Source organism: Desulfofundulus australicus DSM 11792 (genome assembly GCF_900129285.1).
Lineage (GTDB): Bacteria > Bacillota > Desulfotomaculia > Desulfotomaculales > Desulfovirgulaceae > Desulfofundulus > Desulfofundulus australicus.
The window spans coordinates 1-12508 of the sequence record NZ_FQUW01000053.1 but is presented as its reverse complement, the minus strand read 5'-3'; the positions used below and the strand labels follow the sequence as shown (position 1 = coordinate 12508).

The window sequence follows — 12508 nt, the reverse complement described above, 5'->3', positions numbered from 1 at the left end:
TGTATTCTTGTGCCAATATAACCCTTATTAAGCATGGCCTGGATTTCTTCCCTGTACCGGTCCAGTTGTTTATCATACTTCCTGGCTTTAAATTGTGGCGGGTTGGCGTCTTTAAGGTACTTCTTAACGGTATTCCTGGATATACCCAGTGTCCGGGCTATTTTCCTGATGCTGACCCCCTGGGTATGCAGTGCTTTGATGCGTTGCCAATTTGTACATGCTTACCACCTCTTTTGCCTCCCCCTCTCGAGGGAGATTTTATCATGAGGTGGGTCAGTTTTATTTGACGATCGGGGGTCAATTCTATTTTACGATCTACATTTAACCGAGAGAGTGCAGCCAAAGTTAATTGGGAGGGCTTAATCAATAGACACGCCACCGACCCTGGCAACATATACCGAATTGCAAACTATCGATATATCCACCCCAGCATTTTAAAAGAAATCGATATGCGGAAAGTGAGACTACAATAAAACCAACTCCGAGAAATATTGTTTTCTGAAAGCCGTGTCACCCACCTAAGAAGAGAAGGTAAAAAGTAGAATACAAAAAAGCCCGCCTCTTTCTGGCGGGCCTGGCCCTTCCATTCGCTTCCCGCAGGCTGGCTTTATCCAAGTTTAGTATATTCGCAAATTTGGTGTGCCTCTGGTATGCCTCTTGGTGTGCATAATTGCGGAAACCCGCATGAAATAAGGGTTCCTTGCGGAACCCTCTGCCCGGCCCTCCCTTGTGTTTTTAAAACTTGGAAAGCCCGCAAGCCCTTGAATTTTGAGGGCCTGCGGGCTTTCCGGTGGTCGGAGCGACACGACTCGAACGTGCGACCTCTACCACCCCAATTTAAAGCGGCGTGTTTTTTCTGGTCTCTTCTAATTTTATCCATTTCACGGAAGCCTTGTCCCGCAAGGGATTGAGGCTTTTCTGTTTCCTTTTGTTTCCCCGTCTGCCTTTATGTATTTTCATCTTTATTGTGGTCAGAATTGTGGTCAAACACATGTTCATAGAACCACCCCGAACCTCTTTTTTATAAAGGCTTTCGTCTTTCTTATCAGCGTTTCGTAATCCTCCACCCCCGCACCCCACAACCGGTTTATCTCCTTCTTAACCGCTTCATGCCGTTCCCGGTTATTTTTGCCGTCCAGCATTTTGTAAAAGTAAGCGATGGCCTTCTGTTTTGGCCGGGTACTTATGCACCGGCGTTTATGCGTGGCGTTGTAGTAGTTTCCATGAAGAGCGGGAAGGCCGCAACCGCATGCGCAAGTCTTGCTTTCCTGGGAGCCGAAAACCGAATAAGCCAGGACGTAGGTAAACAGATTTTCCGGTGTGATGTGAAAGATCAGGCTATCCTTCTGTGCCCTTATGTTGATTCTGGCATGCGTACCCAGCCATTGCGCAGCATTCTTCCATGCTTGCGTCTTGAGCCATTCGATGATTTCTTCCCTGCTTGCTTCCCCCGGCGGTGTAGGAAAAACAGGCCAACTGCTTCCGCTATGAAAGTTGAACCCGTTTTTGTTCGGTGTAGGGTAAAACGTTTTGGGTTTCTCCCCCATCATATTGTGAACATAGACCGCTATTTTGAGCGGATTAATGACGTTTTCTACGCCACTATCAAACCCTTCCGGGTGAAGCGATGGAAGAATGCTGTAAGCGATTATGTGAAAACTCCAAACCAGGCGCAGGATCTCCCGGAGAGGGGCTTCTTTTTTATTCAAGAGGGGACCATAGGAAAGATAGAAACCTTTTATTTCTTCCGCCGCGTCCATAGTGTAACCGCAATTAAGCAAAGCGGCCACTGCCCGCCCACCTTCCACCTTTTTTCTCCCCGGCCCGGAACGCCAGCAAAGGTACGTTTCGGTCGGCTTAATGTCGGGCCTTTCCCCCGCTACCTTTTCCATTGCGCTTGCAAACGCCGAAAGGCGCATGGCCGTTTCGAGCGGCAGGGGCCTTTCCTCGGTCCAGGCGGAAGCACACACCGGAACGGAAAACTTCTTCGGTACTTCCACGAAGCCAGGAAACACAGCCATCCCTCCTGGTTTTCATCGGTTTTCACCTGCATTATATAATATCAGATGAGAGTAAGACAAGCCGTTTACAGGAGGGTGACTTTGCATGCGGACTGCCAGCAACCGACTGAATCTCAATGATGTGGGCGATTTCATCGGCCCGCGAGAGGTAGCGCGGATTCTCGGCATTGCCGAGGCGAGAGCCTACCAGCTCGTTCGGAGTCAGGGGTTTCCCGCGAAGCAGATTGGCCGCCGGTGGATTATTAATAAACAGGCTTTCATCGATTGGTGGAATCGGGAAGCAAAATAAAAAACCCCGGCGGCGGCCGGGTGGACAGGGACACGGAGCAATAACCACAATAGGGGGCGATACTTTACATGTCCAGTATACCATGTTCGACGGAAGAAATTAAGACCTGGCTTGAATCCGTTTTGCCCCATCAAATCATGTGGCGTGGCGACGAGGGGCAAACCCGTTGCCCACTTGATACCCACGGCGGACCGGATGTCAACCCGAGCTTCACGGTAAACGCGGCCAAAGGAACGTTTTATTGCCATAAAGAAAAGCTGGGCGGCGGCCTTAGAGAGCTGGCCCGGCGGTTGGGAGTAGACCTGCCATTCGGGAGTAGCCGGGAGAAGGCGGCTAAGCGGCGGATTGTGGCGACTTACGATTACCGGGACGTTGACGGCAACCTGGTTTACCAGGTTGTTCGCTATGAACCGAAGGACTTTCGCCAGCGGCGGCCGGACCCGGCTAACCCCGGTAAGTGGGTCTGGAACATGAAAGGCGTTTCCCCGCTTCCCTACCGGCTGCCGGAGCTGCTGGCGGCCCTGGAGCGGGGCGAGACCGTTTTCATTGTCGAAGGTGAAAAGGACGCGGACAACCTGGCTGCCCTGGGGCTGGCCGCAACCTGCAACCACGGCGGGGCAAAAAAGTGGGATGAACATCATTCGAGGTATTTCCCGGCCGGTGCGGAAGTGGTTGTTCTACCAGATAATGATGACTCCGGCTTTGATCATGCACAGAGAATAACCAACCAGTTAACTGAACGAGGCTGCCGGGTGAAGGTGGTGGAACTGCCCGGCCTGCCCCCGAAAGGTGACGTTTCAGACTGGCTGGCGGCTGGCCATACCAGGGACGAGCTTTTGAACCTGGTGGAACAGGCCGAATACTGGCAACCGGAACCCCAGGAGCAGAACATATACAGCGAATGGCAGGAGGTCCTGGCTGGAACACGTTACCGGATAAACGGCGGGTACCTGTGCTATCAGAAGTTTCTCCAGAACGGTGATATTGAACTGGTACCGATTGCAAACTTCCTGGCCCGGCCCCGGCGGGAGATTATCCGCGACAACGGCCTGGAGAGGGAAATGACCTTCGAGCTGGAGGGTATTCTTGCTGGCGGGCAACCACTCCCCCGGGTTATCGTCCCGGCCGAAAAGTTTGCTTCCCTATCATGGGTACCTGCGGCCTGGGGCATGGCCGCGAACGTGGAACCCGGCAGCACGAATAAAGACCGTGTAAGACACGCCATCCAATGTATGGCCAGGGGGGTGAAGCGCGAAACTGTATACACCCATCTGGGATGGCGCAAAATTGACGGCCGCTGGGTTTTCCTGCATGCCGGCGGCGCGGTGGGTGCTGATGACGTGCTGGTTGACGTTGAAACCGAGGGCGGCGGGCTTTCCCGCTATGTTTTGCCAGAAGAAGTGGGAGATCCAGCAGAGGCCATGAGCTGGAGCTTGAAAACCCTTGAGGTGGCCCCGGAGAACGTGACCGTCCCGCTTTTTGCGCTGGTTTACCTGGCCCCTCTGTGCGAACCACTGCGACAGGCAGGGATTGAACCATCGTTCGTTGAGTGGTTACTGGGGCAGACGGGGGTGATGAAGTCCACCCTGGCGGGACTGTTTCTTTGTCACTTCGGCAGATTCACGGGGAAGGAACTTCCATCCTGCTTCCGGGACACGGCGAACGCGATTGAGAAGAAGGCTTTCGTTGCAAAAGATGCACTGCTGATTATTGACGATTACCACCCTACGGGCAAAAAAGACGATGCGCGGAAGATGCTGGCCATTGCGGAGCAATTCCTGCGCAGCTATGGCGACAGATACGGTCGCACAAGGATGAAAGCCGACACCACCCTGCGGGCGGCTTATGTCCCCCGAGGGCTTTGCCTGGCCACGGGTGAGGACGTCCCCGGCGCGGCGCAGAGCACGGCGGCCCGGTACTTTGCCGTGGAGCTGAAGAAAGGTGACGTGAAGGTTGGGCTGCTGACGGAGCTACAGGACAATAAAGAACAACTGGCCCGAGCGATGCGCGGCTATCTGGAATACGTGGCCCCTAACATGGACAAGCTGCCGGGCGAACTCAAAGAGGCATTCCACGTCCTGCGCGAAAAGGCCCGGAAGGACGGCCAGCATGCACGGATCCCGGAGGTTGTAGCGTGGCTACACATCGGCCTGAATGCCGGGTTGGAGTATGCCGTCCATGCTGGAGCGATTAGCCAGGACGAGCGGAAGCGGTGGCTGACAACCGGCTGGCGGGTACTGCTGGAGCTGGCCGAGAAACAGGCCCGGCGCATTGAGGAAGAAAAGCCAGCGGTGAAATTCATCAATGCGCTTTCAGAAATGTTGGCGGCGGGCGAGGTAAAAACGGAACTGCTTGTTTCCTGGCGGGAAGATGAACCCGAAGCGAAGGCGTTGCCCGATAACTTCATCGGCTGGGAGGATAGGGATTGGTTTTACTTGCTACCCGAGACGGTTTACCGGCGAGTGGTGCGTTTCTACCGTGACCAGGACGTTAACTTCCCGGTGACGGCCCGGACCCTGTGGAAGCATTTAGAGGCGGAGGGGCTGATTTTTGTGGCACGGGAAGGAAATCGAACACAAAGGACTGTTCGGGAGACCATTGCCGGGAAACGGCAACGGGTTTTAAAACTCAAAGCTGATGCGGTTAAGAAAAACGACTCTCTTATATGAACTTTTTGCGGCCAATGCGGCCACAAGGCCCGAAAGCCTTGCGGCTGTAGGGCTGAGCGGTGGCCGCAAAGAAAAATTTTTGCGGCCAACCGGCTAATTTTGCGGCCACATTTTGCGGCCACAACGAAGCGGTTTGCCAGGCAGTTATTATTGCTGGCCGCAAATTGGCCGCATTACTGGCCGCAAAAATCGGGAAATGGCCGCAAAGAAAAATTTTTGCGGCCAGCTGAAAGCCTTGCGGCTGTAAGGCTAGAAGGCAATTGGCCGCAAAGGACGCAAAATCTCACCATATAAGAGCTGAAAATTTTCGGGAGTGCTGAACATGGAGATACTCATTCCCGGAGTGGACTTCCCTCTTGAGGACACCGGCCAGGACGCGGGCGAGAGGCCCGGAACCGACCAGGCCCCGGCTGTACGCGGCTACGTCGAAGAAATGGGGAACCGCTACCTGGTCCACCAGACCCGGCCCCGGTGCATGGAGGCCGGGCACTGCCTGGCCCTGACGGTGGAAACCGATTGTGATTTATTCCCACTAGTGCGGGACGGCAAACTTTCCGGCCTTTGCCGGGAAAGGGTGCCAAAAGGGGCGGCGGGCAATGTCCCGGCTGATTGAGGTTAAGCTGCCAAAGTGCACGTTGTTTCTGACGGAACAGGAACTCCTTTCCCTGCTGGCCCGCGATCCGGAACTATGGAAACAGGCCATCATTCGAGCGCGGCGGGAAAGGATGTGGCAAATGAGGTGACCGGCCCGGCCAGGCCGTTCAGATAGACGGGGCGGCTGGTTTTCCCGGCCCCCCCCACACCAGCACAGGAAAGGGAGGAACGATTAAAGACGAACGGGACACCTGTCATTATGAAGAAACCTCTCCTGGCGTTATGCAGGGATTTGGCGACTTCCACCACTGGCAGCGGCTGCAAAAGGCGCGGCAACAGGCCGTGACATAGATGGCGGCCGGGGAAACCTGGCCGTCCACTTACCCCCGAAAGAAAGGAGGGTTGCACATGGACTTCAAGCGAAGGTTTGAACAGGCTGGCGAAAATCCGTTTGTGGCCTGGAGGAAAGAACAGGGCTTAACCCGCGCGGAATTGGCCCGATTGCTCGGTACGTCGTACAATGTCGTTTACAGCTTGGAGAAAGGCCATTATCCTGCCCCCCTCCCTGAGCGGCTGGTATACGCCATTTACAAGGCTGGACTTCCTTTTGAGCTGATTACAGAATATACGCGCTGGCGGCGGGGCGAACCGAAGGAAGGGACGGTGCATTGATAATGCCCTACCGGAACAAAGAAAAACAGGCGGAATACTTGAGAAAGTGGAGACAAAAACGCCAGCAGGAGCGGGTAAAGCAAAGCAGGTACATTGTCAGGTTGCTTCTTTCTACATATGTTTCCAATAACCCACGCAGGTACAGAGAAAAAGTGCGTCGTCTCCTTCCCCTGGTTTTTGGTAGGGTGCTAACCCCTGACGAGGAAGCCGTCTTGCTTAACCATTTTGACTTTTCCTCACGAAAATTCTTGGAGGCCTTGATTGTCTGCTGGCGGGAAGGCTACCGCCGGGACATAGACCCGCTGGAGTTTTTGCAAGGCATATTGTTTTCCCCGGTTTGGGAGATATGCCCGGAATGCGGCCGGCCCTATCCCAGGTAAAATAGACGAAGCCGGGTAGAGGTGCCCGGCAAACTCCCTTTAGTGAAGAAGGGCAACCTCATTTTCTTTGCAGCGGTCCGGCAGGGTAATGCGCACAACCACGAAGAAGGTAACACATACAGAAAAGGTTTTCAGGTTATGCCGGGTATCACCGTAACGATGTTCCCCTACCCGCCCCGGTGAAAAAGGGGTGGTTGCAACGACCACCCCCTGCCATTGTATCACCGTAACGATGGCCCACTTAGAAGGTTGTTGCCGTTACGACCATCCCCAAAAGAGGCCGTGTCGTATTTTGTCAGAAAAAAGGCATTGACTGCCCTCTGGTAATTGTATAACCTGTTATTAGGAGGTGATCAGGTTACATGTATATAACGTGGTTTTCGGGCAGCCGTGGCAAGCGAAGGTATGCTTATTTCAAGCACTCTTACCGGGAGAACGGGAAGGTCAGGACGGCCACGATCTTCCTGGGCAAGACCCTGGCCGAAGCGGAACGGCGGCTGGAGGACGAAATGGTTAATGGCTTCGGGCGCGGCTGGGTGCTGACGGCGGACGAAAAAGCCAGGCTGATGCGGCAGTTACGGGAACTGGCCCCGCCGGAGGCCCTGGAGCCAACACCGGACTGGCGGCGGGAAAGCGCGATCCGGGCGGTGCGGCGGCTGGTGGAGAGGTACCAGGCCAGGCCGGACATAGCGGAGCCCCTTCAGAAGGCCCTGGAAGCCATCGAAGCGAATCACACTGACCGGGGAAATATCCCGACCCTGTAGCCAAAATATGAAGGAGGGATATTATGGCAAAGAGGAAGACGAAGAAACGGGCGAGCGGTGAAGGGCTTGTCAGGAAGCGGCCCGATGGACGTTGGGAGGCGAGGATTACTGTAGGCACGGACCCTGTTACCGGCAAACCGAAGTTTAAACACTTCTACGGCAAAACCCAGGCCGAGGCCATTGAAAAGCGGAACGCATACCTGGCCGCCGTAAGGACCGGCACTTACGTTGAACCGCAGAAAGTCCTCTTCGGCGAGTGGGTCAACCGCTGGCTGGAGCTGTTTGTGAAGCCGAAGGTGCGGCAGAGTACATATGCCAAATACCAGATCAACACCAGGACGCATATCGTCCCTGCCCTGGGCCACATCGAGCTGCAGAAGCTGACCACGGAACACATCCAGGAGTTTTACAACGAGAAGGCCCAAACACACTCCAGCAGTGTCGTTGCCATACTGCACCAGATAATCAACGGCAGCTTGAAACAGGCCGTCAAGCAGAGGGTCATTCTGAACAACCCTGCCGAGTATACGGAACGGCCACAGGTAAAGTACAGAGAGGTTGAACCGCTGACAGAGGAAGAAGTGACCAAATTCCTGCAGGCTGCCTGGGGTGACCGACTGTATGCAGCCTTCCTGCTGGACCTGTTCACCGGCCTGCGGAGGGGTGAGCTGCTGGCATTGCGCTGGAGTGATGTTGACTTCAAGGCCGGGACTATAACCGTTCGTGAATCCCTGTCCAGGGTGGAAATCGAACCGGGCAAAACGGAGCTGGTCTTTTCCGAACCAAAAACTGAAAGCGGGAAGAGGACCATCCCCCTGCTTCCCGAGGTGGTCCAGGAGCTGAAGAGGCATAAGGCCCGGCAGAACGAAGAAAGGCTTTTCTTCGGGAGGGAATACGAGGACAACGACCTGGTTTTTAGCACTCCCACAGGAAAGCCCATTGACCCGAGAAACTTTTTGCGGAAGCTGAAAAGCATTCTGAAGAAGGCTGGCCTGCGGGAGGAAATAAGGGTGCACACCCTGCGGCATACATTCGGAAATGCCATAGCGCAGGCTGGAGAAAACCCCAGGAACCTGCAAGCGCTGATGGGACATGCCGACATCCGCACGACACTGGGAACCTACTGCCACAGTGGGTTGGACGATAAGCGCCGGGCGGTGGAAAAGCTGGCCCCCTTTTTAAACGTGGCCCAAAAAAGGCAATGACCACAATAGACCATCAATTCTCATTGTGGTCAAAATTGTGGTCAACTGCCTTTTGTGGTCAGCTTCCGAACCCCGGAAGCCTTGATTTTCCTGGTCGGAGCGACACGACTCGAACGTGCGACCTCTACCACCCCAAGGTAGCGCTCTAGCCAAACTGAGCTACGCCCCGACATTATCTTGCTGGCATTATTAATTTTACTGCACCCATAACCCAATGTCAAGGGGTTTAATGTTGCGGATAAAGCCAACCCGTTGCAGGATCTCAAAAAGCACTCTATAAATAGAAATATTAACAAATTGAATTTTAAGCAAAAATGAGATGTTTAACAATTCTATTTTATAGTTGAGGAGGTTATTTATGGCTACCGGTCCCTGTGGTCTGGCCTGCGATGCCTGTGGCCTTTACAACCGGGGTAAATGTGCGTCCTGCGGCCCCGGCAATAGTATTGAAGCCCGCGCGAAGATCAATTTTCAAGAAAAGCTGGGGTTTCGTTGTCCTGTTCTGGCCTGCGCTGTTTACCGGAGCATCGATTACTGTTCCCGGGATTGTCCCGAGTTTCCCTGTTCCCTTTATGAGCGTGTTCCCTACCCGCTGAGCCTGAGTTTCCTGCAAATGTACAGGCGCCGCTCCGGTCTCCAGCAATAAAAACCCCCGGCCATGGGGCACGGCCAGGGGTGATACGGTTTGGGTGCACTTTAAATTCCCAGGGCGGCGCGTTTTTTATTGATGTGCTCTTCAATACCGTTGGCCGCCTGCACCGGGTCGTCTCCCAGGGCAACCTTGCCACCGGTAATGCCTTCCAGATCTTCGGTCATAAGCTTGACCAGATCCGGACCTCCGGTAACCGGAGGAGTGGGTGAAAGATGGGTATATAATCCAAAGGCCAGGGCAAAAAGGCCGTCGATGGTGGCTTTTTGTTCCAGGTATTGCGGGGCAGTAACGGCTACGGGCAGGGCACTGGTATCAACTCCCAGGTGATTGGCCACGGCAGTAACCAGCATGGAGATGCGCCCCGTGTCGGTACAGGTACCGAAGCTGAGCACCGGTGGGATATTCAAAGACCGACAGATTTCCCGTAATCCCTCACCGGCCTGTTCCGCCGCTTCCAGGTTGGCCAGGCCGGCTACTTCCAGGGCGTGATTACCGCAACCCCCGCTGACGATCAGTATGTTGCGCCGGATCAGTTCTTTGGCCAACCCTACGGTCATGTAATCGTGGGGACCGGTGGAAATGGTGGTGCAGTTGACCAGGGCCACCACGCCTTTAATTTTTCCGGCTTTGAGCACGTCCACCAGGGGGTCCAGTTTGCCGCCCAGAGCTTTCAGTACTGCTTCCGTAGAAAATCCGGCTATGGCTTTTTGAACTTTCCGTGGTACCCTGGGTGTGATATGGCCGTGACGTTTTTTGAAATTTTCAATGCCCAGGCGAATTAATTCCCGGGCCTGGCCGGCTACCTCCGTAGGCTTGTAGTCCAGGTGTTTTTCCACGCCGGGCATGCGCACAAGGTCGGAAACGCAAACCAGGGTAACGCAATATTTTTCGGCATAGGGAGCCAGCCATGGGGGCGAGCAGTTTTCGTCCATGGCAAAGACATCCACGGTACCGGTGGCCAGGAGAGGTTCAATGGTCAGCCAGTTTCCGGTCAGTCCCCGAAAAACGTCATCAATGGGAAAACGCTGCAGCACCTCCTGGCCGCATTCAATGGAACCCGTTACCCGTATACCTTTGGCCCCCGCCTCCCGTGCCTGGGCCTGGAGCTGGGGATCCCGGGCCGCCAGGATGGTGGCTACACCAATCCAGGGTTCATGTCCGTTGAATACGATGTTTACATAATCCGGATCCATAATGCCCAGATCCACCTGGACCTCGTGGGGCATGGGGGTGCCGAACAGGATGTCCTGCACCATTTCCAGACCGATCTGGGCGCCGTAGATGCACGCTATGCCCAGGCGCAGACCTTTTTTGGCCAGGGAAACGAAGTCTCCGTCCACATTGGTCAGACAACTGGCAGTAGCGTCTTTAATCTCATGCATCACCCCGGCGGGGTAAATGGCCAGTTCCCGCCATAATTTTTTCCTTGGTTCGGGAGCGAAAACCTCTACCATAGTGCCTGGCTCGTCATAATCACGGTATAGTTCGCCGATCAAAAAATCGGCCAGGCGAATGGCTACCTGCTCGGGAGAACCGCTGGTGTCCACCTTCACCTGCCCGGCAAAGGTGTACAATTTATCCTTATCGGTGATGGTAAAAGGCGTTTTTCCCTGCGCCGTAGCTTTGAGGGTGCGAAAGGCTTCGTAAGCGTGGTGGGTGTAGGTGGCCGTACCCATCACGTTGCGCAAAAGCATGTCCCGCATGGCCATGGCGTTACGGTCGATACCGCATACCCCCAGGACGGCCCCCACATTATCCGAAATACGGCAGGGGCCGTTGGTGCAAAGCTGGCAGCTCACCCCGCCCAGGCAAAAATTACAGCGAATTTTCTCCTGGGGTTCAAAGCGGTCCCACACGTTGGTTAGACCGTCCCGGCGAATATGTTCGTACATTTCCTGGACCGAATCGTGCACGCTGACCCGGCCGTCCAGCTGAAATCTTTCCCTTTTGGCCATTTTTCTTCCTCCCGGTAACATTTTATTTAGTAATGCCCGGGGAAAGAAGGTGTATACGTGTCAGAGAAATATACTGGCGTCCAGGCCATTAGATTTTTAAACCCTAGGTTGTGTCCTGTGCCTACGGTTAAAATTTCTTCCAATTCAATCCTGTTCAACCGTAAAAGAAACTGGATGGACTTTGATGCCGGCCGCCTGTTGTCCGGCATAACCCTGCCAGAACTGGCCCGGGAGCTGTGGCAGTATATCCTGGAAGTGGCCTCCGGGCTCAGGACCAGGAACGAAATTAACGATTTCCGGGAGATTGCCATTTTCAAACAGGGAGTGACACTGTAGATATCGTAACAAAATTTATAAAAGCGGGCCTACCCGCTTTTTTTTACCCGGGAGAGTGAACTCAAGACCAGGAACCTTTTCTTGATTGCCCCCATAAAATATATTGCCTACTTTTTTGGGGGAGGGATACCATGGGGCCTGGTCTGATGGCAGTGGCAGTTCTATCTTTAATTAACGGTCTGGTGATCCTTGTCTGCCACATAGCCGGGAATAGTTTTCCCAAACCGTTAAGTGAAGAGGAGGAAGCCCTGTATGTAGGAAAAATGTTAAGCGGGGATGAATCAGCCAGGCAGGTGTTAATCGAGCGCAACCTGCGGCTGGTAGCCCATATTATTAAAAAGTTTGATCATACGGGTGAAGACTTTGACGACCTGATTTCTATTGGCACCATTGGTTTAATTAAGGCCGTAGATACTTACAATCCAGAAAAATCTACGCGCCTGGCTACTTATGCTTCCCGCTGCATTGAAAATGAGATTCTCATGCATTTAAGGGCCCGCAAGAGAATTCGGACGGAGTTGTCCCTTTATGATCCTATCGGCGTTGATAAAGAAGGTAATGAGATTAGCTTTATAGATGTGCTGGGAACCGATCCGGAAATTGTAAGCGATATCGTAGCCGGACAGATGGAACAGGATCGTCTCTGGAAACAACTCGAGCAATTATCGCCCCAGGAACGTAAGGTGCTGGTTCTGCGCTTCGGTTTGAAGGACGGTGCCCGCCGTACCCAGCGGGAAATCGCCCGGCGTCTGGGTATATCCCGTTCCTACGTTTCCCGCATTGAAAAGCGGGCTCTCAACCGTCTAACCCAGTACTTTGCCTGTCAGGCAGGGAGATAAATAATTCTCGTTTTATCTAAAGTTAGTTATAATTAATAAACTTAGTGTAAAGTTACTGTAGGAAATTGAAGAAGGAAAAAGGCGGTAGGAAATAGAAAGGAGAGTGCACCGCCTAGGAAGGGCGAGTAACCG

At 53.9% G+C, this 12508-nt stretch carries 15 protein-coding genes and 1 tRNA gene; 11 read left to right on the top strand and 5 right to left on the bottom strand.

Going from position 1 to position 12508, the window contains the following annotated elements:
- Together BUB44_RS14230 and BUB44_RS14225 are read right to left on the bottom strand one after the other, a co-directional pair.
- Positions 1–200, bottom strand: a 200-nt coding sequence (locus BUB44_RS14230; protein ID WP_114362196.1) for a helix-turn-helix domain-containing protein, incomplete at its 3' end; no start/stop codon positions are given.
- 795 nt (positions 201–995) lie between these two features.
- Positions 996–2015 (bottom strand): hypothetical protein, encoded by a 1020-nt coding sequence (locus BUB44_RS14225; protein ID WP_073167522.1) that lies wholly within the window; start codon positions 2013–2015, stop codon positions 996–998.
- 91 nt (positions 2016–2106) lie between these two features.
- Here BUB44_RS14225 and BUB44_RS14220 point away from each other — a divergent pair, with 91 nt between their 5' ends.
- The 6 genes from BUB44_RS14220 (at position 2107) to BUB44_RS14200 (ending at position 6625) form a co-directional block, all read left to right on the top strand.
- Positions 2107–2310, top strand: coding sequence for a helix-turn-helix domain-containing protein (locus tag BUB44_RS14220; protein ID WP_073167520.1), 204 nt, complete (start codon positions 2107–2109; stop codon positions 2308–2310).
- A 68-nt stretch (positions 2311–2378) separates the two neighbouring features.
- On the top strand, positions 2379–4979 hold the full coding sequence (locus BUB44_RS14215) for a toprim domain-containing protein (RefSeq protein WP_073167518.1): 2601 nt from the start codon (positions 2379–2381) through the stop codon (positions 4977–4979).
- Between the two features lie 322 nt (positions 4980–5301).
- On the top strand, positions 5302–5592 hold the full coding sequence (locus BUB44_RS14210; protein WP_013824496.1) for a hypothetical protein: 291 nt from the start codon (positions 5302–5304) through the stop codon (positions 5590–5592).
- On the top strand, positions 5576–5722 hold the full coding sequence (locus BUB44_RS15510) for a hypothetical protein (protein ID WP_165611059.1): 147 nt from the start codon (positions 5576–5578) through the stop codon (positions 5720–5722). Before BUB44_RS14210 ends, BUB44_RS15510 begins: the two co-directional genes overlap by 17 nt.
- Positions 5723–5981: 259 nt before the next feature.
- The gene (locus BUB44_RS14205) at positions 5982–6245 is read left to right on the top strand and encodes a helix-turn-helix domain-containing protein (protein WP_073167516.1); all 264 of its coding nucleotides are present in this window, start codon (positions 5982–5984) and stop codon (positions 6243–6245) included.
- A 2-nt stretch (positions 6246–6247) separates the two neighbouring features.
- A complete protein-coding gene (locus BUB44_RS14200; protein WP_131821643.1) occupies positions 6248–6625 on the top strand; it encodes a hypothetical protein in 378 nt (125 codons plus the stop codon).
- 39 nt (positions 6626–6664) lie between these two features.
- Here the strand turns inward: BUB44_RS14200 and BUB44_RS15505 are convergent, their stop codons facing one another.
- On the bottom strand, positions 6665–6832 hold the full coding sequence (locus tag BUB44_RS15505) for a hypothetical protein (RefSeq protein ID WP_165611058.1): 168 nt from the start codon (positions 6830–6832) through the stop codon (positions 6665–6667).
- A 155-nt stretch (positions 6833–6987) separates the two neighbouring features.
- Between BUB44_RS15505 and BUB44_RS14195 the strand changes: the two genes are divergently transcribed.
- Together BUB44_RS14195 and BUB44_RS14190 are read left to right on the top strand one after the other, a co-directional pair.
- Positions 6988–7389, top strand: a complete 402-nt coding sequence (locus BUB44_RS14195) for a hypothetical protein (protein ID WP_073167511.1) — start codon at positions 6988–6990, stop codon at positions 7387–7389.
- 23 nt (positions 7390–7412) lie between these two features.
- Positions 7413–8594, top strand: coding sequence for a tyrosine-type recombinase/integrase (locus tag BUB44_RS14190; protein WP_073167509.1), 1182 nt, complete (start codon positions 7413–7415; stop codon positions 8592–8594).
- 91 nt (positions 8595–8685) lie between these two features.
- Here the strand turns inward: BUB44_RS14190 and BUB44_RS14185 are convergent.
- A tRNA-Pro gene (locus BUB44_RS14185) sits at positions 8686–8763 on the bottom strand.
- 189 nt (positions 8764–8952) lie between these two features.
- Here BUB44_RS14185 and BUB44_RS14180 point away from each other — a divergent pair.
- Complete coding sequence (locus BUB44_RS14180) at positions 8953–9240, top strand: DUF3795 domain-containing protein (protein ID WP_027356360.1); 288 nt, start codon at positions 8953–8955, stop codon at positions 9238–9240.
- A 50-nt stretch (positions 9241–9290) separates the two neighbouring features.
- On the opposite strand, the gene cooS is transcribed toward BUB44_RS14180, so the two are convergent.
- On the bottom strand, positions 9291–11201 hold the full coding sequence (cooS, locus tag BUB44_RS14175; protein ID WP_073167507.1) for an anaerobic carbon-monoxide dehydrogenase catalytic subunit: 1911 nt from the start codon (positions 11199–11201) through the stop codon (positions 9291–9293).
- 117 nt (positions 11202–11318) lie between these two features.
- On the opposite strand from cooS, the gene BUB44_RS14170 reads away from it, so the two are divergent.
- Positions 11319–11537 carry a UxaA family hydrolase gene (locus BUB44_RS14170; protein ID WP_242655995.1) on the top strand — a complete coding sequence of 73 codons (219 nt, stop codon included), beginning with the start codon at positions 11319–11321 and terminating at the stop codon, positions 11535–11537.
- Between the two features lie 131 nt (positions 11538–11668).
- Positions 11669–12376: an RNA polymerase sporulation sigma factor SigK gene (sigK, locus tag BUB44_RS14165; RefSeq protein WP_073167504.1), complete on the top strand. Its 708-nt coding sequence runs from the start codon at positions 11669–11671 to the stop codon at positions 12374–12376.
- Positions 12377–12508 lie beyond the last annotated feature (132 nt).